Source organism: Pseudoalteromonas rubra (genome assembly GCF_004212645.1).
GTDB lineage: Bacteria > Pseudomonadota > Gammaproteobacteria > Enterobacterales > Alteromonadaceae > Pseudoalteromonas > Pseudoalteromonas rubra_G.
The window spans coordinates 145032-168109 of sequence record NZ_PPUZ01000017.1 but is presented as its reverse complement, the minus strand read 5'-3'; the positions used below and the strand labels follow the sequence as shown (position 1 = coordinate 168109).

17 protein-coding genes and 1 tRNA gene are annotated in these 23078 nt (G+C 48.9%); 4 read left to right on the top strand and 14 right to left on the bottom strand.

Annotated features, from left to right (window positions below):
• Positions 1-78 precede the first annotated feature (78 nt).
• The 14 genes from fusA to deoC form a co-directional block, all read right to left on the bottom strand.
• Entirely contained in the window at positions 79-2193 is a 2115-nt protein-coding gene (gene fusA, locus C3B51_RS06740; RefSeq protein ID WP_054016908.1) for an elongation factor G, read from the bottom strand.
• A gap of 27 nt (positions 2194-2220) precedes the next feature.
• Positions 2221-2691: a 30S ribosomal protein S7 gene (rpsG, locus tag C3B51_RS06735; protein ID WP_046003850.1), complete on the bottom strand. Its 471-nt coding sequence runs from the start codon at positions 2689-2691 to the stop codon at positions 2221-2223.
• Positions 2692-2793: 102 nt separating this feature from the next.
• A complete protein-coding gene (gene rpsL / locus C3B51_RS06730; protein ID WP_010387308.1) occupies positions 2794-3168 on the bottom strand; it encodes a 30S ribosomal protein S12 in 375 nt (124 codons plus the stop codon).
• 190 nt (positions 3169-3358) lie between these two features.
• On the bottom strand, positions 3359-7540 hold the full coding sequence (rpoC, locus tag C3B51_RS06725; protein ID WP_125720140.1) for a DNA-directed RNA polymerase subunit beta': 4182 nt from the start codon (positions 7538-7540) through the stop codon (positions 3359-3361).
• 95 nt (positions 7541-7635) lie between these two features.
• Positions 7636-11661 (bottom strand): DNA-directed RNA polymerase subunit beta, encoded by a 4026-nt coding sequence (rpoB, locus tag C3B51_RS06720; RefSeq protein ID WP_125720142.1) that lies wholly within the window; start codon positions 11659-11661, stop codon positions 7636-7638.
• A gap of 265 nt (positions 11662-11926) precedes the next feature.
• On the bottom strand, positions 11927-12289 hold the full coding sequence (gene rplL, locus C3B51_RS06715) for a 50S ribosomal protein L7/L12 (RefSeq protein ID WP_022944288.1): 363 nt from the start codon (positions 12287-12289) through the stop codon (positions 11927-11929).
• 70 nt (positions 12290-12359) lie between these two features.
• The gene (gene rplJ, locus C3B51_RS06710) at positions 12360-12854 is read right to left on the bottom strand and encodes a 50S ribosomal protein L10 (protein WP_125720144.1); all 495 of its coding nucleotides are present in this window, start codon (positions 12852-12854) and stop codon (positions 12360-12362) included.
• 332 nt (positions 12855-13186) lie between these two features.
• Complete coding sequence (rplA, locus tag C3B51_RS06705) at positions 13187-13891, bottom strand: 50S ribosomal protein L1 (protein WP_010387319.1); 705 nt, start codon at positions 13889-13891, stop codon at positions 13187-13189.
• Positions 13892-13897: 6 nt separating this feature from the next.
• Entirely contained in the window at positions 13898-14326 is a 429-nt protein-coding gene (gene rplK, locus C3B51_RS06700; protein WP_010387320.1) for a 50S ribosomal protein L11, read from the bottom strand.
• 177 nt (positions 14327-14503) lie between these two features.
• Positions 14504-15061: a transcription termination/antitermination protein NusG gene (nusG, locus tag C3B51_RS06695; RefSeq protein ID WP_046003846.1), complete on the bottom strand. Its 558-nt coding sequence runs from the start codon at positions 15059-15061 to the stop codon at positions 14504-14506.
• Between the two features lie 37 nt (positions 15062-15098).
• Complete coding sequence (gene secE / locus C3B51_RS06690; protein WP_046003845.1) at positions 15099-15476, bottom strand: preprotein translocase subunit SecE; 378 nt, start codon at positions 15474-15476, stop codon at positions 15099-15101.
• A gap of 129 nt (positions 15477-15605) precedes the next feature.
• A tRNA-Trp gene (locus C3B51_RS06685) sits at positions 15606-15682 on the bottom strand.
• A gap of 128 nt (positions 15683-15810) precedes the next feature.
• Positions 15811-16311, bottom strand: a complete 501-nt coding sequence (locus tag C3B51_RS06680; RefSeq protein ID WP_130244550.1) for a hypothetical protein — start codon at positions 16309-16311, stop codon at positions 15811-15813.
• Between the two features lie 29 nt (positions 16312-16340).
• Complete coding sequence (gene deoC / locus C3B51_RS06675; RefSeq protein WP_130244548.1) at positions 16341-17087, bottom strand: deoxyribose-phosphate aldolase; 747 nt, start codon at positions 17085-17087, stop codon at positions 16341-16343.
• Between the two features lie 449 nt (positions 17088-17536).
• Between deoC and cysG the strand changes: the two genes are divergently transcribed.
• The 4 genes from cysG to C3B51_RS06655 are packed head-to-tail and all read left to right on the top strand — an operon-like array spanning position 17537 to position 23074.
• Positions 17537-18958, top strand: coding sequence for a siroheme synthase CysG (gene cysG / locus C3B51_RS06670; RefSeq protein ID WP_130244547.1), 1422 nt, complete (start codon positions 17537-17539; stop codon positions 18956-18958).
• A 43-nt stretch (positions 18959-19001) separates the two neighbouring features.
• Complete coding sequence (gene cysD, locus C3B51_RS06665) at positions 19002-19901, top strand: sulfate adenylyltransferase subunit CysD (protein WP_046003841.1); 900 nt, start codon at positions 19002-19004, stop codon at positions 19899-19901.
• Positions 19901-21316, top strand: coding sequence for a sulfate adenylyltransferase subunit CysN (gene cysN / locus C3B51_RS06660; RefSeq protein ID WP_130244546.1), 1416 nt, complete (start codon positions 19901-19903; stop codon positions 21314-21316). Before cysD ends, cysN begins: the two co-directional genes overlap by 1 nt.
• Before the next feature lie 33 nt (positions 21317-21349).
• On the top strand, positions 21350-23074 hold the full coding sequence (locus C3B51_RS06655) for an SLC13 family permease (RefSeq protein ID WP_125720330.1): 1725 nt from the start codon (positions 21350-21352) through the stop codon (positions 23072-23074).
• The last annotated feature ends 4 nt before the right edge of the window (positions 23075-23078 follow it).

Genomic DNA, 23078 nt, shown 5'->3' with positions numbered 1-23078 from the left:
TTCAAACTTTTCTTTTGCCATTTTCAAAATTCCTATAAAGAAATTAAAGTCCAGCCCTAAGACCGGACCGAACTAAAATTACTTAACAGCGCGAGCTGCAATAATTGCGTCAGCAACGTTTTTCGCCGCTTCTGCGTACTTGGAAAATTCCATTGAGTACGAAGCTCGACCTTGTGTTGCAGAACGAAGATCGGTTGCATAACCAAACATTTCAGACAGCGGTACCTGAGCATTAACTTGCTTCAGACCACCAAATGAGTCTTCCATACCTTCGATTATGCCTCGACGACGGTTGAGGTCGCCAACGACATCACCCATGTTTGCTTCAGGGGTGGTGACTTCTACCTTCATAACAGGCTCAAGAATCACAGGCTGCGCATCAAGCGCACCTTTCTTGAAGCCCATTGCGCCGGCAATCTTAAACGCCATCTCATTTGAGTCGACATCGTGGAACGAGCCGTCAAACAAGGTAGCTTTCACACCCAGCATAGGATAACCCGCAAGAACACCTTGCTTCATCTGCTCCTGGATGCCTTTGTCAACCGCAGGAATGTATTCCTTAGGAACCGTGCCGCCTACGATTTCGTTTACGAATTCGTAAATTGGCGCGTCTTCATCAGCAACATCCATAGGCTCGAGCTTCAACCAAACGTGACCATACTGGCCGCGTCCGCCTGACTGACGTACGAATTTACCTTCGGCTTCAACCGAACCGCGGATCGTTTCACGATAAGCAACTTGTGGCTTACCTACGTTACATTCAACACTGAATTCACGTTTCATACGATCTACGATGATATCCAGGTGGAGTTCCCCCATACCTGAAATGATGGTTTGGCCTGATTCTTCGTCGGTTTCAACTCTGAAAGACGGGTCTTCCGCCGCCAGTTTACCCAGCGCGATACCCATTTTTTCTTGGTCAGCAACGGTCTTAGGCTCTACTGCCACTGAAATCACAGGCTCTGGGAATTCCATACGCTCTAATGTGATAACAGCATCATGGGCACAAAGCGTGTCACCTGTGGTAACGTCTTTGAGACCAATTGCAGCAGCAATGTCCCCGGCGCGAACTTCTTTGATCTCTTCGCGCGAGTTTGAGTGCATCTGAACGATACGTCCAAAGCGCTCTTTTTTGCCTTTAACTGGGTTATAAACCGAGTCACCCTGACCTACTGTGCCGGAATAAACTCGGAAGAAGGTAAGCGTACCAACAAATGGGTCGGTGGCGATCTTAAACGCCAGAGCAGAAAACGGTGCGCTGTCGTCCGCAGGACGCGTTGCTTCGCTTTCATCTTCCAGGATACCCTGGATCTCTTTAACCTCAGTTGGAGATGGCATGTATTCAACAACAGCATCAAGCACAGCCTGAACACCTTTGTTTTTGAACGCACTACCACAGGTCATTGGAACAATTTCATTGTTCAATGTACGCTGACGGATCGCGGCCTTAATTTCGGCCTCGTTCAGTTCACCTTCTTCAAGATATTTGTCCATTAGCTCTTCAGAAGCTTCTGCGGCTGATTCGAGTAGCTCTGCGCGCCACTCCTCTGCCAGCTCCTGAAGTTCTGCCGGGATCTCTTCGTAGTTGAAAGTCATCCCCTGGTCTTCAGCATTCCAGTTGATGGCTTTCATCTTGATGAGATCAATAACACCTTTAAATTCATCTTCAGCACCAATTGGTAGCTGAATTGGCACAGGCGTAGCGCCAAGACGCTTTTTCACCTGATCCACAACGGCGAGAAAATCTGCGCCGGTACGGTCCATTTTATTGACGAAAATCATGCGAGGTACTTCGTACTTGTTCGCCTGACGCCAAACGGTTTCCGTTTGTGGTTGTACACCTGATGAAGCACATAATACGACTACAGCCCCATCTAGTACACGTAATGAACGTTCTACTTCGATGGTGAAGTCTACGTGTCCGGGAGTATCGATGATGTTTATACGATGCTCATCAAACTGAGCATCCATCCCTTTCCAGAAACACGTGGTCGCAGCAGAAGTAATGGTAATACCACGCTCCTGCTCCTGCTCCATCCAGTCCATAGTTGCGGCACCATCATGTACCTCACCAATTTTGTGAGACAGGCCCGTGTAATAAAGTACACGTTCCGTGGTGGTGGTTTTCCCCGCATCTACGTGAGCACAGATCCCGATATTACGGTAGCGCTCAATAGGAGTTGTACGTGCCATATTATCCTCTTAAAGGTCTCGGGCAGATTACCAACGGTAGTGAGCGAATGCTTTGTTCGCTTCAGCCATACGGTGAACGTCTTCACGTTTCTTAACCGCAGTGCCTTTGTTGTCAGCAGCGTCAAGCATCTCTTGAGCCAGACGAAGGCCCATTGATTTCTCGCCACGCTTACGTGCAGCTTCAACCAACCAACGCATACCTAGTGCGTTGCGACGAACTGGACGTACTTCAACTGGTACTTGGTACGTAGAACCACCAACACGGCGAGATTTAACCTCAACCTGTGGGCGTACGTTATCAAGTGCAGACTCGAAGATTTCTAGGTGCGACTTGCCTGATTTTTCAGCAGCCACGTCTAGCGCACCATATACGATTTTTTCAGCAGTAGACTTCTTGCCGTCTAGCATTACTACGTTTACGAATTTAGCAAGAAGCTCTGATCCGAACTTCGGATCTGGAAGAATTTTACGTTGACCTATTACGCGTCTTCTAGGCATTTTCTCTCTCCGGTATCTTCAGGTTCGTCTTACTACGACGAATTCCCAAAACAAAATATATAAATTAAAACTTAAGTGCTTGGCCTTACTAACGGAGAACCATTAGCCCTTAGGACGTTTTGCACCGTACTTAGAACGACCTTGTTTACGGTCATTTACGCCAGCACAGTCAAGCGCGCCACGTACTGTGTGGAAACGCACACCTGGTAAGTCTTTAACACGACCACCACGGATTAGGATAACACTGTGCTCTTGCAAGTTGTGGCCTTCACCACCAATGTAAGATGTTACTTCGAAGCCGTTCGTTAGACGAACACGCGCTACTTTACGTAGTGCAGAGTTTGGCTTCTTAGGTGTAGTTGTATATACACGAGTACATACACCACGCTTTTGAGGACAAGCTTTAAGAGCAGCTGAGTTGCTCTTAGTAACCTTGCTGCGACGTGGCTTACGTACTAGCTGGTTAATAGTTGCCATTAAATAGCTCCTGAATTAATAAAATTACTACTGAAAAAATCAAATTTCGCCATTTTAAGCGTTCGGTTATTCGAACGAATAAATGGGTGGCGGAATTTTAATGAGCAAAGTTTAACCTGTCAACCAAAACAACTAAAAAGGCAGCGTTAAAGCTGCCTTTTTATTGCAATTGACGCGTTTTTCGTCAATTTTAGTCTTGGCCGCCAAGCAAGTCTGCATTTAGTGCGTCAGTCAGTGCTTGAGATGCTTCTTCGGCACTTACTGTCTGCTCTTCAACTGCAGCTTCATTTTGCTTACGACGGTTGATGCGATCTAGGTGGTAAGAGAAACCGGTACCCGCTGGGATCAAACGACCCACGATAACGTTTTCTTTCAGACCACGTAGCTCATCACTCTTACCATTTACTGCCGCTTCAGTCAGGACACGTGTTGTCTCCTGGAACGAGGCTGCAGAGATGAAAGACTCTGTTGCCAGTGAGGCTTTGGTAATACCCATCAGCTGAATTTCGAACTTAGCTGGGATCTTACCTTGTTTCTCTAGCTCACGGTTTGCGATGTTAACGCGCGCCACTTCGGCTTGCTCACCTGCCAGGAACTCACTGTCACCACCATCGATGATGATACATTTACGTAGCATCTGACGAATGATGGTTTCGATGTGCTTATCGTTAATCTTTACACCCTGTAGACGATATACTTCTTGTACTTCGTTTACGATGTAGTTAGATACGTCAGTCACACCACGCAGACGTAAGATGTCGTGCGGAGACTCAGGACCATCGGCGATAACTTCACCTTTAGATACCTGCTCACCCTCGAACACGTTCAGCTGACGCCATTTCGGGATCATTTCTTCGTATGCATCACCCTCTTCCGGCGTGATCACCAGGCGCTTCTTACCTTTGGTTTCTTTACCAAAGCTAACGGTACCTGTGATTTCTGCCAGGATTGCTGGATCTTTTGGCTTACGCGCTTCGAATAAGTCAGCAACTCGAGGTAGACCACCCGTGATATCACGTGTCTTCGAACCTTCCTGAGGAATACGTGCCAGTACGTCACCCGGCTGAGCCGTTGCACCATCTGTGATTTCGATGGTAGTGAACGAAGGCAGACGAATTTCCTGCAGGCCACGCTCTTCATTTTCAATGATAAGCTTAGGCTCTTTCGCATTTACCTTAGCAAGGTCTTTAACAACCACACGTGTCAGACCAGTTAATTCGTCTGTCTGTGCTTCTGTGTTCGAATCGTCGATGTCGCTGAACGATACTTTAGACTCGTGCTCGATGATGATTGGGTGACTGTGCGGGTCCCAGGTCGCGACAATGTCGTTACCTTTTACTTCTGCACCGTCACTCACTGCCAATACGGCACCGTAAGGCACTTTGTAGCGCTCTTTCTCACGGCCCTGCTCGTCAATAACCGTAATTTCGGTTGAACGTGAGGTGATCACTATCTTACCGTCGGTATTGATTACGAACTTCGCATTGTGCAGCTTCATGCTACCGTTGTTCTTAACCTGTACGCTGTTTTCTGCAGACGCTCGAGATGCCGCACCACCGATGTGGAAGGTACGCATCGTAAGCTGGGTACCCGGCTCACCGATTGACTGTGCCGCGATAACACCAACAGACTCACCCGCGTTGATGATGTGGCCACGTGCAAGGTCACGACCGTAACAGTTAGCACACACACCAAAGTCATTTTCACAGGTGATAACTGAACGTACTTTTACTTCGTCCACTGAGTGCTCTTCTAACAGGTCACACAGCTTCTCATCAAGCATCACGTTACGTTCAACCAGCACTTCTTCAGTGCCAGGGATAACCACGTCTTCAGCAACAACACGACCCAATACACGCTCGCGTAGTGGTTCTACAACGTCACCACCTTCAATCAGCGGCTTCATCACAGTACCTTCAAGGGTACCACAATCGGTTTCGTTGATGACCAAATCTTGTGCTACGTCTACCAGACGACGAGTCAGGTAACCCGAGTTCGCTGTCTTAAGTGCGGTATCCGCTAGACCTTTACGCGCACCGTGCGTCGAGATGAAGTACTGTAGTACGTTCAGACCTTCACGGAAGTTCGCGGTGATCGGTGTTTCGATGATTGAACCATCCGGACGTGCCATCAGACCACGCATACCAGCTAGCTGACGGATCTGAGCGGCACTACCACGTGCGCCCGAGTCGGCCATCATGAACACTGAGTTGAAAGAGTCTTGCTCTTCTTCTTCACCCTTTGCATTCACAACGGTGTCTTTCGACAAGTTCGCCATCATCTCACGTGACAAGTTTTCATTAACACGTGACCAGATATCGATAACTTTGTTGTATTTCTCACCCGCAGTTACAAGACCAGACTGGAATTGCTGGTTGATTTCTGTAACTTCAGCTTCTGCCGCTTCGATGATACCTGCTTTCGTAGGTGGGATTTCCATATCGTTGATACCGATAGAAACACCCGACTTCATCGCGTAGTGGAAACCGGTGTACATCACCTGGTCAGCAAAGATAACAGTATCTTTCAGACCCAGACGACGGTAACACTCGTTCAACAGGCCAGAGATCTGCTTTTTACCCAGCGCACGGTTGATAAGCTCAAACGGCAGGCCAGTTGGCATGATCAAAGACAGGATGGCACGACCAACTGTGGTTTCAACCACTTCAGTTACGTCTTTACGCTCACCTGTTTCGCCATCAATGTGGACTTCTGCGATACGTACTTTTACGCGTGCGTGTAGTTCTGCTGCGCCAGTACGGTAAGCTTTTTCAGCTTCTTTCGCATCTTTGAAGACAATGCCTTCACCTTTTGCATTGATGCGGTCACGCGTCATGTAGTAAAGACCCAATACAACGTCCTGTGAAGGTACGATGATTGGCTCACCGTTCGCAGGAGACAGAATGTTGTTGGTCGACATCATCAGCGCACGTGCTTCAAGCTGTGCTTCCAGTGTCAACGGTACGTGTACCGCCATTTGGTCACCATCGAAGTCAGCGTTATACGCCGCACACACTAGCGGGTGCAGGTGGATTGCTTTACCTTCGATAAGTACCGGTTCAAACGCCTGGATACCTAGTCTGTGAAGTGTTGGTGCACGGTTCAGAAGAACTGGGTGCTCACGGATCACTTCATCAAGTACGTCCCAAACCTCTGGTACTTCGCGCTCTACCATCTTCTTCGCAGCTTTGATGGTCGTCGCCATGCCGCGGCGTTCTAGTTTGCCGTAGATGAATGGCTTGAATAGCTCAAGTGCCATCTTCTTAGGCAGACCACACTGATGTAGTTTCAGTGTAGGACCTACTGTGATTACAGAACGGCCAGAGTAGTCAACACGCTTACCTAGCAGGTTCTGACGGAAACGACCTTGCTTACCTTTGATCATGTCTGCAAGCGACTTCAGAGGACGCTTGTTAGAACCAGTGATCGCACGGCCACGACGACCGTTATCTAGTAGTGCATCGACCGCTTCTTGCAACATACGCTTTTCGTTACGTACGATGATGTCTGGTGCCGCCAGGTCAAGTAGACGCTTAAGACGGTTGTTACGGTTGATAACACGACGGTATAAATCGTTCAGATCAGACGTCGCGAAACGACCACCATCCAGTGGTACCAATGGACGTAGATCAGGTGGCAGAACTGGTAGTACGCTCATTACCATCCACTCAGGGTTGTTACCTGACTGGTGGAACGCTTCCATCAACTTAAGACGCTTAGTAATCTTCTTACGCTTAGTTTCAGAGTTGATAGTTGGCAGCTCTTCACGCATTTCTGCGATCAGTTGACCCAGGTCCAGGTCGCGCAGCAGATCAAGTACCGCTTCGGCACCCATCTTAGCTTCGAACTCGTCACCGTGCTCTTCCAGTGCATCCAGGTACTCTTCTTCACCTAACAGCTGACCACGCTCAAGCGTTGTCATGCCAGGCTCAGTTACAACGAATGATTCGAAGTAAAGTACACGCTCGATGTCACGTAGCGTCATGTCTAGCATCAGGCCAATACGAGACGGCAATGATTTTAGGAACCAAATGTGGGCAACTGGGCTGGCCAGTTCAATGTGACCCATGCGGTCACGGCGTACTTTAGTCAGTGTAACTTCAACGCCACACTTTTCACAGATCACACCACGGTGCTTCAAGCGCTTGTACTTACCACACAAACACTCATAATCTTTTACTGGGCCGAAGATACGGGCACAGAATAAGCCGTCACGCTCAGGCTTGAAAGTACGGTAGTTAATTGTCTCAGGTTTCTTTACCTCACCATAGGACCATGAACGCACCATGTCCGGCGAAGCAAGACCAATGCGAATTGCATCGAATTCTTCGGTCTTATTTTGTTGCTTCAGAAACTTAAGTAAGTCTTTCACCTTAGCTCTCCTGTCGGAGTTAATCTTGAGGGCAAGCCAGGCTTGCCCCTACATTCTTTTCAGTCCGGTCTGGGCCGCTTACGCGGCCCGGCGGATCAACTTTCTTCCAATTCGATGTTGATACCCAGCGAGCGGATCTCTTTCAACAATACGTTGAACGACTCCGGCATGCCCGGCTCCATCTTATGGTTGCCGTCTACGATGTTCTTATACATCTTAGTACGACCATTTACGTCATCCGACTTAACTGTCAGCATTTCCTGTAGCGTGTAGGCAGCACCGTATGCTTCAAGTGCCCATACCTCCATCTCACCGAAACGCTGACCACCGAACTGTGCCTTACCACCCAGCGGCTGCTGAGTAACCAGGCTGTAAGAACCGGTAGAACGTGCGTGCATCTTGTCATCAACAAGGTGGTTCAGTTTCAGCATGTACATGTAGCCAACCGTTACCTGACGCTCGAATGCGTCACCGGTACGACCATCGTACAGGGTTACCTGACCGCTTCTTGGATAACCACCCAGCTCTAGCATGTCTTTGATTTCAGCTTCGCGTGCACCGTCAAACGCAGGTGTTGCGATTGGCAAACCGCCTTTCAGGTTGTGCGCCAAACGACGGATCTCATCATCAGAGAAGTTTTCAATATCGACTTTCTGACGGCAATCACCAATTTCGTAAGCTTTCTTGATGAAGTCGCGCATTTCGTGAAGTTCACGTTGCTCTTTCATCATGTCTTCGATGCGCTCACCGATACCACGTGCAGCAAGACCCATGTGAGTTTCCAGGATCTGACCGATGTTCATCCGCGATGGTACACCCAGTGGGTTCAGAACGATGTCTACCGTACGACCTTTTTCGTCGTAAGGCATGTCTTCAACAGGCACGATAGTCGAGATTACACCCTTGTTACCGTGACGACCCGCCATCTTATCACCCGGTTGGATGCGACGTTTAACAGCCAGATAAACCTTAACGATCTTCAGTACGCCCGGCGCCAGATCATCACCTTGGGTGATCTTGCGACGCTTGTTCTCAAACTTCTTATCGTATTCAGCTTTCAGCTCGTCGTACTGCGCAGCCAGTTGCTCTAATTCAGCTTGCTGCTCTTCGTCAGCCAGGCTTTGCGTCAGTAGTTTTTCAGCGTTCAGTTCAGCGATCTTCTCTTCGCTCAGACCAGCACGTACCAGCAGATCACGCGCACGTGTCAGTACACCGCCTTCAAGGATACGGAACTCTTCGTTGAAGTCTTTCTTCGCTTCGCGAAGCTGCATGTCTTCAACTTCCAGCGCACGCTTGTCTTTCTCTACGCCATCACGGGTAAAGACCTGAACGTCGATAACTGTACCAGAAACAGAGTTAGGCACACGCAGTGAGCTGTCTTTTACGTCAGACGCTTTTTCACCGAAGATAGCACGTAGTAGCTTTTCTTCTGGCGTCAGCTGAGTTTCGCCTTTTGGTGTTACTTTACCAACCAGGATATCGCCGCCTTTTACTTCAGCACCGATGTATACAACACCTGATTCGTCCAGCTTACCTAGCGCAGACTCACCAACGTTCGGGATATCAGCCGTGATCTCTTCTGGACCAAGCTTAGTATCACGCGCAATACACTGTAGTTCCTGGATGTGGATCGTAGTTAGACGATCTTCCTGAACAACGCGCTCTGACAGTAGGATTGAATCCTCGAAGTTATAACCATTCCACGGCATGAATGCCACGCGCAGGTTTTGACCAAGAGCCAGGTCGCCCAGGTCAGTCGAAGGACCATCCGCCAGTACGTCACCACGGACAACCGGCTCACCCACCATACAAGTTGGCTTTTGGTTGATACAGGTGTTCTGGTTAGAGCGGGTGTATTTCGTCAGGTTGTAGATGTCGATACCCGCTTCACCAGGTACGCGCTCTTCTTCGTTCACGTTAACAACGATACGGCTCGCATCAGCATACTTCACCACACCGCCACGCTTAGCAACAATGGTTACACCAGAGTCTTTTGCCAGCGTACGCTCGATACCTGTACCTACCAGCGGCTTATCTGCGCGCAGTGTTGGTACAGCCTGACGTTGCATGTTCGATCCCATCAATGCACGGTTCGCATCATCGTGTTCAAGGAATGGGATAAGTGCCGCTGCCACAGAGATAACCTGCTGTGGAGATACATCCATATACTGGATGCTGTCGCTTGGCATAAAGGTTGATTCACCTTTGTAACGACATGGGATCAGTTCTTCTGCAAACTGGTTTGCTTCAGTCAGGTTAGTGTTCGCCTGTGCGATTACGAACTGACCTTCTTCAATTGCAGACAGGTAATCAACGTCATCAGTCACAACGCCGTCAACCACTTTACGATATGGGGTTTCAAGGAAACCATAATCGTTAGTACGTGCGTACGTAGACAATGAGTTGATCAGACCGATGTTTGGACCTTCAGGCGTTTCGATTGGACAAACACGACCGTAGTGCGTTACGTGTACGTCTCGAACCTCGAAGCCAGCACGTTCACGTGTCAGACCACCCGGACCAAGTGCAGAAATACGACGCTTGTGCGTTACTTCTGACAGCGGGTTGTTCTGGTCCATGAACTGAGACAGCTGTGAAGAACCAAAGAATTCTTTAACGGCAGCAGAAATTGGCTTCGCGTTGATCAGATCCTGAGGCATTACGTTGTCCAGATCACCTAAGCTCAGACGCTCACGTACAGCACGCTCAACACGTACCAGACCTACGCGGAACTGGTTCTCTGCCATTTCACCTACAGAACGGATACGACGGTTACCTAAGTGGTCGATATCGTCCACATCACCTTTACCGTTACGGATGTCGATCAACACCTTCATCACGCTAACAATGTCTTCTTTGCTCAGCGTGCCTGGGCCTGTGTCAGTGTCATAACCAACACGGCTGTTGAACTTCATACGGCCAACCGTTGACAAGTCATAACGCTCGTCAGAGAAGAACAGATTGTCAAACAAGGCTTCTGCTGCTTCTTTTGTTGGTGGCTCACCCGGGCGCATCATACGGTAGATTTCTACCAGTGCTTCAAGACGGTTTGCTGTGCTGTCAATGCGCAGCGTTTCCGACATGTAGGCACCGCTGTCTACATCGTTGATGTACAGGGTATCGATTTTAGTGTGACCTGCTTTAACCAGCTCAGCCATCAACTCCAGAGACAGCTCAGCATTTGCTTCTGCAATGATCTCACCCGTTGACTCATCGATGTAGTTTCTCGCAACCACACGACCAATGATGTACTCATGCGGTACTTCTAACTGGTCAATGCCCTTTTTCTCGATTGTTTTTATATGACGGGCTGTGATACGACGACCCTGTTCAACCAGGACTTCACCGTCTGCATCTTTGATATCAAAGGCAGCAGTTTCACCACGCAGTCGAGATGGTACCAACTCCATCATTACTTTGCCGTTTGTCACTTCGAACGTCGTGGTTTCGAAGAACATGCCAAGAATTTCTTCAGTTGAGAATTCAAGGGCACGCAGAATGATTGACGCAGGCAGTTTACGACGACGGTCGATACGTACAAACAGGTTATCTTTTACATCGAATTCAAAGTCTAACCACGAACCACGGTAAGGGATCACGCGTGCGTTATATAGTACTTTACCCGACGAGTGTGATTTACCACGGTCGTTATCAAAGAATACACCAGGTGAACGGTGTAGCTGAGAAACGATAACACGTTCAGTACCATTGATAACAAAAGTACCTGTGTCAGTCATGAGCGGGATTTCGCCCATGTAAACTTCTTGCTCTTTAATGTCTTTGACTGTGCCTGGTGCATCTTTGTCCATTAGCACAAGACGAAGTTTTACGCGAAGTGGAGCAGAAAAAGTCACACCGCGAATTTGACATTCTTTTACATCGAATACTGGCTCTCCAATACGATAGCTGACGTATTGAAGCTCAGAATTGCCCGAGTAGCTTTTGATCGGGAACACAGAACGGAATGCCGCTTCCAGTCCGGTATCACCATCAGCGTCCGGTGTAATGAACTTTTTGAACGATTCCAACTGCGTTTGCAAAAGGAAAGGTATGTCCAAAACTTGTGGACGTTTACCAAAATCCTTACGGATACGTTTCTTTTCAGAATAAGAGTAAGCCATGGGGTTCCTCAGCTTGCTGATCTTTGACCCAACCTGTTCATGGAGAACAGACTTCATTGGCATCTAAGCCATGATAACAACATCTAATTGTCGTCCTACGAGTCACTCACTTTCAAAATACTACTAACAAATTGAAAAATAAGAAAAAACATAGGAATTTATTGCGCAACAGGAAAGCGTCGCTCTATAGCGCAAAAGGGCCGGTGATTAAATAATCACCAGCCCTTGCCTGATTGCTCAGGCAGCGAACCTAGCAAATGCCAGATTACTTGATCTCAACTTCAGCACCAGCTTCTTCAAGATCTTTCTTAAGTGCTTCAGCTTCTTCCTTAGAAACACCTTCTTTGATAGGTGCAGGAGCAGACTCAACAAGAGCTTTTGCTTCTTTAAGGCCAAGACCAGTTGCGCCACGTACAGCTTTGATAGCAGCAACTTTGTTACCGCCAGCGCCAGCTAGGATTACGTCGAACTCAGTCTTTTCTTCAGCAGCTTCAGCTGGACCAGCAGCAACAACAGCAGCAGCAGCAGTTACGCCGAACTTCTCTTCCATTGCTTCAACTAGTTCAACAACTTCCATTACTGACATTTCAGCAATAGCGTCAAGGATTTGGTCTTTAGTTACAGACATTTTAAGTTTCCTAATTAATCACGAACCATGGGGTTCTAAAAATTTATTTGTGAAAGTAAAAAGCGTGCTATTAAGCAGCTTCTTCAGCTTTCTGAACACGTACAGCTTCAATTGTTTTACACAATTTACCAGCTGACGCTTCTTTCATAGCGCTCATTAAGCGTGCAACAGCTTCGTCGTAAGTAGGCAGCTTAGCTAGCATGTCTACGTCAACAACATTGCCTTCAAATGCAGCCGCTTTCAGTTCGAACAACTCGTTTTTCTTCGCGAAATCAGCGAAGATACGAGCCGCAGCACCTGGGTGCTCTGAAGAGAAAGCGATTAGGCTTGGGCCTACTAGCGATTCGTTAAGGCACTCATATTCAGTACCTTCAACAGCGCGTTTAGCAAGCGTGTTACGGACAACTTTCATCCATACGCCAGCTTCACGAGCTTCTTTACGAAGCGCAGTGATCGCATCTACTGTTACACCACGAGAATCTGCAACAACTGCAGACAGAGCACCTTTGGCAGCTTCGTTGACTTCAGCAACAATTGCTTTTTTGTCTTGAAGATTTAAAGCCATGGGTGTTACTCCTGGTTATGATGGGAACGTGTCCCAGTTCTACTTTACTCATTGTCTTTCGACTCAGAGCTGCTTTTTACGGCGAGAACCAGAAGATTAGGAAAATCTAGCTGGGATTCACACCGTCTACGTAGGGAATTAAGTAACTTAGTTACACCTACGGTCTTGGACGGAAACGCAATTTATCGGATCATTGTAGACTATAAAGTCTGCAAAGTGCCGAAATTATGCGCTTCAACCCGAATTCTTTGCTTCGTTTTGAGCACAGCTCTCAACGAAATGGCGCAAAATTATAGTCTAATTTTTACGCCATGTAAACGCTTATCTCTAAATTAAGCCACTTGCGTGTTTAGAGTAGCTTGGTCTACAGCAACACCCGCGCCCATAGTCGTTGAGATGCTTACTTTCTTCACGTAAGTACCTTTAGCTTGTGAAGGCTTAGCCTTCTTAAGCGCAACGATAAGTGCTTCCAGGTTTTCCTGAAGCTGGTTCGCGTCGAAATCAACCTTACCGATAGTGGTGTGGATGATGCCGTTTTTGTCGTTACGGTAGCGAACCTGACCCGCTTTCGCGTTTTTAACTGCTTCTGCAACGTTAGGTGTTACAGTGCCAGTCTTAGGGTTAGGCATAAGGCCACGTGGACCTAGGATTTGACCTAGTTGACCAACTACGCGCATTGCATCCGGAGAAGCAACAACTACGTCGAAGTTCATTTCGCCTTTCTTAACCTGCTCAGCAAGGTCTTCCATGCCTACCAGGTCAGCGCCAGCTTCTTTCGCTGCGTCCGCGTTTGCACCTTGAGTGAATACCGCTACGCGTACTTCACGACCAGTACCGTGAGGTAGTACAGTTGCACCACGTACGTTTTGGTCAGATTTACGAGCATCGATACCCAGGTTTACAGCAACGTCTACGCTTTCAACGAACTTAGCAGTAGCCAGTTCTTTAAGAAGAGCAACAGCTTCGTTGATTTCGTATTCTTTAGTAACATCCACTTTTTCGCGGATAGTACGCATACGCTTAGTTAATTTAGCCATTCTCAATTACCCCTCTACGTTCAAGCCCATTGCACGTGCAGAACCTGCAATCGTGCGTACAGCTGCGTCCATATCAGCAGCAGTAAGATCCGGACGTTTAGTCTCAACGATCTCTTCAAGCTGAGCGCGAGTAACAGTACCCACTTTCTCAGTGTTAGGACGGCCAGAACCAGACTTGATACCAGCTGCTTTCTTAAGAAGGTAAGAAGCAGGTGGAGTTTTCATGTCGAAAGTGAAAGAACGGTCGTTGTAAACAGAAATGATTACAGGAACCGGTGCGCCTTTCTCGATAGACTCTGTACGTGCGTTGAACGCTTTACAGAATTCCATGATGTTTACACCGTGTTGACCTAGTGCAGGACCTACTGGAGGACTAGGGTTAGCCATACCAGCAGCAACTTGTAGCTTGATTAAAGCTTCAACTTTTTTAGCCATGATAATACCTCGTTATGTGGGTCTTAGCCTTGTGCGCGCGAGGACGCGTACTCAGACGGCTTCCCAATTAAAAAATTACACTTTTTGCGCGTCATCGTAATGACATACAAAAAGGCCGCTGATTATAGATTAACCAGCGGCCTTTGGCAATAACTTTTGCTGTTTTAAACAACAAAATTACTTATCTTGTTCAACCTGTCCAAATTCCAGGTCAACCGGCGTAGAACGACCGAAGATCAGTACCGATACTTTCAGGCGGCTCTTCTCGTAATCCACCTCTTCAACCACACCGTTAAAGTCAGCAAACGGGCCATCGATAACACGGACCACTTCACCAGGCTCGAACAAGGTCGCTGGCTTAGGTGCTTCTGCATTTTCCTGCAGACGGTTAAGAATGCGATCAGCTTCTTTTTTGCTGATTGGTGCTGGACGATCTGACGTACCACCCACAAAGCCCATCACACGCGGTGTACTGTTGACCAGGTGCCAGGATGCATCATCCATCACCATTTCAACTAACACGTAGCCCGGGAAGAATTTACGCTCAGACTTACGTTTTTGTCCGGCACGCATCTCCACAACCTCTTCAGTTGGGACTAGTACTTCACCGAAGTAGTCTTCCAGACCTTCGATTTTAATGTGCTCAATAATGGTTTGAGCAACGCGCTTTTCAAAACCTGAAAACGCCTGAATTACGTACCAACGTAATTTCTTTTCTTTGTTCTCATCCGACATGGGATCAGATCTCCAATCCAGTTAAAACGCTAGCCTATTAAAAGGTCAAGCCGGTTAAAAAACCAACGGCGCGGAACAGAATGCCGTCTAATCCCCACAGGATCAGCGCCATAACAACTGTCGCAGCCATCACGATAAAGGTCGTGTGTGTTGTTTCCTGACGCGTTGGCCAAACTACTTTGCGAACCTCAATTCTAGACTCTTTAGCAAAAGCGATAAAGGTACGCCCTTTCTCTGTTGTTGCGGCAATGCCCAGTCCGGCACCTACAGCCACCACAACACCAATCGCGCGGATCAATACTGACATATCAGCGTACATGTAGTTACCAACCACTGCGCCAGTTAGCAAAATTGCAACCAGCAACCACTTTACCGTGTCCATCGAGCTAGACGGGTTTTCAACATTAGTGCTCATAATTTATTTTTACCTTAAATACAGACACAACAACCCTGCATAAAACAGGGTTAATCCATTTCAATCCAAATTTACAAATAAGCGGTGATGACAAGACCCATTATTTTAGATTTGGACTGATTGTTAGAGTGGCAGGGGCGGCAGGACTCGAACCCGCAACCATCGGTTTTGGAGACCGCTGTTCTACCAATTGGAACTACGCCCCTGCAAAGTGGATGCCCATTATACTGACGAACAAACTGAAAACAAGAGTAAAAGATGCGCAAAGCGCTATTTGTGGTAATTTCAGCTAAGCTGAGCGTCAACCAGGCTGTGCACAAGAGCAATTTCACAGTTAATACAAACGCAGCGGATCACCGTAGAAGAAATCACACAGCAACCAAATTTGCTCGAAAGGATGGGCGGCGGGCAGCGTTAAGTGGGGCAATGCGCTTTCAAAATCAGTACGATGCCACATTGGACTGGCATTGCGGATCAATAACCAGACGCGCTGGGAGTGATAATGCTTTCCCGCCTTTTGCAGAAGCAATCGGGAAAGACCTGTGGCGAGACGCTGTGAACTTGGCGCCAGCGCCATCACGGCCAGTTCTCGTTGCATCAACAGTGACAGTGGACGACCAAGCACGGCCATGGCTTCCGTTTCACTGGCATACAGGTGGGCAACTTCGATGTCGAGTTGTGACTCTCCCAGATAACAACTGACATCGGGCTTGGCAGGCTGATTATGCCATATATGACGCATCGGAGTGTGTGTGAGCCGCTCATAGCTGCGCATAAACAGTTTGGCAGCACCATGTTCCAGCTGCTGCTTTTCTCGCTCACTGTTACGGATCACCGCCTGCCCACGCTTCACTCTATGCTCCGCTAAATTGCACAGTCCAGCTGGCGATGCACATCTTGTAGCAAACTCGATGCGCCAAACCGGAAATGCGCCGCACACAGCCAGTCATCACCCATGATATCAGCTGCAACTTGTAAGTAATCACTTGCTTGCTCAACACTTTTAACGCCACCGGCCGCTTTAAAGCCAATCTGTTTGCCCGACACTCGGATGCGCTCAAGCATGATTTTTGTTGCTTCTAACGTCGCATTCACTGGTACTTTGCCCGTACTGGTTTTAATAAAGTCGGCCCCGGCAAGAATGGCAACATCACTGGCCTGAGCTATTTGCTGCGTATTTTCCAGCACTCCAGATTCAATGATCACTTTAAGCTTTGCCTGCGCACCACACAGCTGTTTGCTGGAGCGCACATACTGCCAGGGCGTATCCGGATCGCCCGCCTGTAACTGCTGATAGGGCATCACCAGGTCAATCTCATCCGCCCCGGCCTGTAAGGCTTCTTTTGTCTGTGCCAGCACTTGCTGCAACGACTGCTTGCCACTGGGGAAGTTGGTGACTGTGGCCACTTTGACCTGCGACCAGCCGCGCCGCGCCAGTTCTCTTTTACACAATGCCACAAACTGGGGATACACACACACGGCTGCGGGTAGCCCAAGCTCCGGGCGAATGCTGTCTAACAGTGCAATGATACTGGCCTCGTTATCCTGCTCGTTTAACGACGTCAGATCCATTAATCCAAGCACCTCGCGTGCGACGGCTTGCATTTTCATATTCGTTTCCTTTTTACTGCCCCAGCCTCTTGGGCATGGTTGCATCATATGAGTCGGACCTCAACGTTAGCCGCTTGCCCCGCCCTACCACAGGACATTTGTCCGCACTGTGTTGAACATGCATTATTGTGCCAGATCCACCTGCCCTGCCACCTAGCCCGAAACCAACAAAATACCGCTATTTCATCGTTTCAGCACAGCACTCAGACGATAAATTGTCGAAATTATAACTCATAACCAATAGCTATATCAGTTATCCTACTCAAAGTATCACGCTAAACCCCTTGATATATATGAGGTAAGCTTGTATTACTGGATTGATATAACTTTTAGTTATAAAAACTGGGTTTAAGTTATTTTTTCCCTATCAGTGCGCGGGATATTCTGCCACTCTAGAAAAAGCCAGAGTTGGCTTATATCAAGTTTTACGATGTTTAAGGGGCAACAGCGTGCAGTACTTACCTATCTTTACCAAGTTGGACAACAAACCCGTGCTGGTCGTCGGCGGTGGTGAAGTTGCACTAAGGAAGATCCGCGCGCTGCTTAAAGCTCGCGCCAACGTGACCGTGCTGGCGCCGGAGTTTTGCGACGAGCTTACTCAGCTATCTGAGCAAGGCGAGCTGCACCTGAAGACAGCCTACTTTAACGCCGATGCAGTTAACAATATGGCCCTGGTTATTGCGGCGACTGACAACGATGACGTCAATGCGCAGGTGCGAGATGCAGCGGATGCGCACAATATTTTCGTCAATGTGGTTGATGACCAGCCAAAGTGTAGCTTTATTTTCCCGTCTATCGTTGACCGCAATCCCATTACCATTGCGATTTCCAGTGCCGGCACAGCACCGGTATTGGCACGCCGTTTAAGAGAAAAGCTCGAAACCCTGATCCCACAACATATTGGCCCGCTGGCCCAGCTGGTTGGCGGATTCAGGGACAAGGTCAAGGGTCGTTTTAAGCATTTTGCGGATCGCCGTCAATTCTGGGAGCGGGTGTTCGACTCGCATGTTGTCAGCAAAGTCCAAAGCGGTGATACGACAGGGGCGCAGCAGCAACTGCATGATATGCTGAATGATACCGCAGAGCCACAAGGTGAAGTCTATGTGGTAGGTGCAGGCCCGGGCGATCCGGAACTGTTAACCCTTAAAGCGCTGCAACTGATGCAGCAGGCCGATGTGGTAGTTTATGATTACCTGGTCTCAGATGAAATTATGGAGCTGGTCAGACGCGATGCCGACCTTATCTGTGTCGGTAAGCGCGCCGGACACCACAGTGTTAAACAGGAAGATACAAATCAGATGCTGGTTGAACTGGCACAGCAAGGCAAAAAGGTTTGCCGTATAAAAGGCGGCGATCCCTTTATTTATGGCCGTGGTGGCGAAGAAGTTCAGGTACTGGCTGCGGCCAACATCCGCTATCAAATTGTGCCAGGTATTACCGCTGCTGCGGGGTGCAGTGCTTATGCAGGTATTCCACTCACACACCGCGACCATGCGCAGGCTATTCAGTTTGTGACAGGACACTGTAAGAAAGAAGGACAAGAACTGGACTGGCAATCACTGGCCAAACCCAACCAGACTTTGGCCATTTACATGGGTGTGATTAAGTCACCACATATTCAGGCTCAGCTGCTGGCCCATGGCCGCAGTGAACATACGCCGGTGGCCATCGTTGAGAATGGCACCCGTAAATCACAGCGTGTGGTGACCACAGAGCTTGGCCAGCTGGCCACGCAAATAGAAGCGAACAACATCCAGTCACCGGCATTACTGATCATTGGCGAAGTAGCCGCTTTGCATCAGGAGCTGGCCTGGTTTGGTCAGACAGAACAGATTGCAAGTTACGCTCAGCCGCTCGCTAAGATCGCCTGACGCATGAACCACTTTATTTTTAGTATTAAGTAGGACGACGACAATGGCTTTAACTCACCTTCAGCAACTTGAGGCTGAAAGTATAAAGATTATTCGCGAAGTCGCTGCTGAGTTTGAAAACCCAGTGATGCTTTACTCCATCGGTAAAGACTCATCGGTACTCCTTCACTTAGCACGTAAAGCGTTTTTCCCGGCAAAGATCCCTTTCCCTCTGCTACATGTAGATACGGATTGGAAATTCCGCGAGATGATTGAGTTTCGTGATCGTCTGGCCAAAGAATACAACTTTGACCTGATTGTGCATAAAAACCCGGAAGGCCTGGCAATGGGCGTTGGCCCATTCACGCACGGCTCGGCCAAGCACACCGACATCATGAAGACCCAGGGTCTAAAGCAGGCTTTGAACAAATACGGTTTTGACGCAGCCTTTGGTGGTGCGCGCCGTGATGAAGAGAAGTCTCGTGCCAAAGAGCGTGTATATTCATTCCGTGATAAACACCACCGCTGGGATCCAAAAAATCAGCGTCCTGAGCTGTGGAATACCTACAACGGTCAGGTCAATCCGGGCGAAAGTATTCGCGTATTCCCGCTGTCAAACTGGACTGAGCTGGATATCTGGCAATATATCTACCAGGAAAACATTGAGATAGTGCCGCTGTATCTGGCAGAGAAACGCCCGGTGGTTGAACGTGATGGTACATTAATCATGGTTGATGACGAGCGTATGCCACTGGCGGAAGGGGAAGTACCCGAGATGAAGTCGGTGCGTTTCCGTACGCTGGGGTGTTACCCGCTGACCGGCGCCGTTGAATCTGAGGCGAACACCCTGACCGGGATCATCGAAGAAATGTTGTTATCGACCTCTTCCGAGCGTGAAGGACGGGTCATCGACCATGACTCATCCGGGTCAATGGAGAAGAAAAAACGTGAGGGGTATTTCTAATGTCTACCGCAAATGAAGTAAAAGAACTGGGGATTGAAACCTATTTATCACGCCAGCAGGACAAGAGCCTGTTGCGCATGATGACTTGCGGCAGTGTAGACGACGGTAAATCCACCCTGATCGGCCGCTTGCTGCACGACAGCCACCAGATCTATGAAGATCAGTTGGCAGCGCTGCACAAAGACAATGAAAAAGTCGGCAATGCCGGTGAAGAACTGGACCTTGCCTTGCTGGTTGACGGTTTGCAGGCAGAGCGTGAGCAAGGGATCACCATTGACGTAGCCTATCGCTACTTCTCGACGGCCAAGCGTAAGTTCATCATCGCGGACACCCCAGGGCACGAGCAGTATACCCGAAACATGGTTACCGGCGCGTCAACCAGCGATCTGGCCATTATTCTGGTGGATGCCCGCTATGGTGTGCAGATCCAGACCAAGCGCCACAGTTTTATCTGTGACTCACTGGGGATCAAGCAATTCGTTGTGGCCATCAATAAAATGGACATCGTTGACTTTGATGAAGCCGTGTTCGAAAAGATCAAAGCGGACTACCTCAAGTTTGCAGAGCAGCTGGACGTCAATGACATCAAGTTCGTGCCCATCTCGGCTTTGAAAGGTGACAACGTCGTTACTCGTTCTGAGCACACGCCTTACTACACCGATCAGCCACTGATGGCGCTGCTGGAAGATTCTCCGGCTGCGGAGCCAAACAGTGCCTTTGAAGCGCGCTTCCCGGTGCAGTACGTCGTACGACCTAACCTGGATTTTCGTGGTTTCCAGGGCACATTGACGTCAGGTGCACTGAGTGTGGGTCAGGCGGTGAAGATTTTGCCTTCGGGTAAAACCAGCACCATCAAAGAGCTGGTCACGTTTGACGGTAACCTCGAGCAAGCTGAAACCGGCCAGGCGCTGACCATCACCCTGAGTGACGAAGTAGATGTCAGCCGCGGTGATGTGATTGTCCCGGCAGACTCTGCGACTAAAGCAACTAACCTGATCCAGGCCAAACTAGTGTGGATGCACGAGGCGCCTCTGGTGCTGGGCAAAACGTATAACTTCAAGCTCGGTGCTAAGAGCACGGCTGCCATCGTTAAGCAGATTGACCACACCATTGACGTCAACACGCTGGAACACGGCGAAGCCGAGAGCCTGCAACTGAACGAGATTGCCATTGTTACGCTGGAACTGACAGAAACCATTGCGGCGGATGTATATCGTGATAACCACGAAACCGGCGCCTTTATCCTGATCGACCGTCTGAGCAACCTGACGGTGGGTGCAGGCATGATTGATGCCATTTTGGATGAGCAAGTCAGTGAACAGCAACAGTTCAGTGAGTTTGAGCTGGAGCTCAATGCCTTAGTTCGCAAGCACTTCCCGCACTGGCAAGCGCTTGATTTGAGCAAGCTGAAGTAACGGCCTTATGCCTGTTAACGGGAGTTACCTATGCTGCTAGAGCAGATCATCTTAACAGGCATCATGCTCGTGCTGGTCGCGTGTCTTTTTGGTACGCGGCTTAATCCGGCCTGGTTATTTGTCGGCGCTATCAGCAGCGCCTACCTGGCCGGGTTAATCGACCTTGAAACCATGCTGGTCAATTATGCGAACCCGTCGTTGATCACCTTGGTTTTACTGATCCTGGTCTCTATTGCCATTGAAAAAACCACGTTAGTGCAATATCTGGCCCGCTCGCTGGCCAATGGCTCACTGGCGCGCTCGGTGATGAAGCTGGGACTATCCACGGCCTTTTTGTCGTCTTTTACCAACAATACCGCAGTGGTTGCGTCTTTGATCAGTACCATCAAAGAAAGCAAAACCCACTCACCTTCTAAGTTATTATTGCCTCTGTCGTACACGGCGATTTTGGGCGGCACGCTGACCTTGATCGGCACTTCAACCAACTTAATCGTCAATGGCTTTGCCATCGAAGCAGGTATGGCACCGCTGGGCTTTTTTGATTTTACCCTGGTTGGCATTGGCGCGCTGAGTGTGGGCCTGATCACCATCATCTTATTACTGAAGTTTTTACCCGACCATGGCCGTAAAGAAGAAGAAGTCGTGCCGTTCTATCTGGAAGGGAAAGTACTCGAGGGCTCCAAACTGATAGGCCGTACAGTTGAAGAAAATGGCCTGCGCGACCTGCGTGATTTATTCCTGGCCGAAATCATCCGCGGCGAGCGTCGTATTTGCGCCGTTACCCCGCAACAGGAAATCCTGCAGGGTGATATCCTGTTGTTCGTTGGCGATATTAAATCGGTACCTTTATTGCGTCGCTTCGACGGCCTGCAGGTAGTGCATGACAAGCACGAAAAAGACGCCGAGCACCTGGTGGAAGTGGTGATCAGTCAGTCGTCTAAATTTTTGGGCAAAACACTCAAAGAGATCCGCTTTCGCGAACAGTTTCATGCCGCGGTGATTGCCATTCGTCGTGGTCACGATCGCCTGCCCGGCGGCCTGGGCCAGGTAAAACTTCAGGCAGGAGATTCTTTAATCCTTGCCCCTGGTGGAGATTTCTATCAGCTGCCCGACCTGAAACGCGAATTTGTTTATATCTCAGGCCTGGACCTGCAAACCCATCTAACTCAGCCGCAGTCGAATAAAGTGATGGCGGCCTTTATTACCGTGCTCGGCCTGGGTATCTTCGATGTTGTGCCGTTAGTCAAAGGCCTGATGGTTTTATTACTGGGGCTAGTGCTGTTTGGCTCTATCAAAGTCAGCGAAATGAAACGCCGTTTCCCTATTGAGCTGCTCGCCATTGTGGGCAGTGCCATTGGCCTGGCAAAGCTGATGATAGATACCGGGTTAGCCGGACAGATTTCTGATGCGTTGTTTTATGTGCTGGGCGACTTTGGTCCTTACGGTGCCTTTATCGCCATTTTTGTTATGACTGTGGTGTTCACAGAGTTGATCACCAATAATGCCGCGGCCGCGCTATCTTTCCCAGTTGCATACGCTCTGGCGATAGGTTTTGGTGTAAACCCGCTACCCTTTGTGATGGCAGTCGCCTTTGGCGCATCGGCCAGCTTTATTTCACCTTTTGGCTATCAGACTAATCTGATGGTATACAGTGCAGGTAATTACCGGATCAAAGACTATGTGACCGTGGGCCTGCCGCTTTCAATTATTTACTCGATCACTGTGCTGACGCTGATCCCCTTGGTTTTCCCGTTTTAGTGGA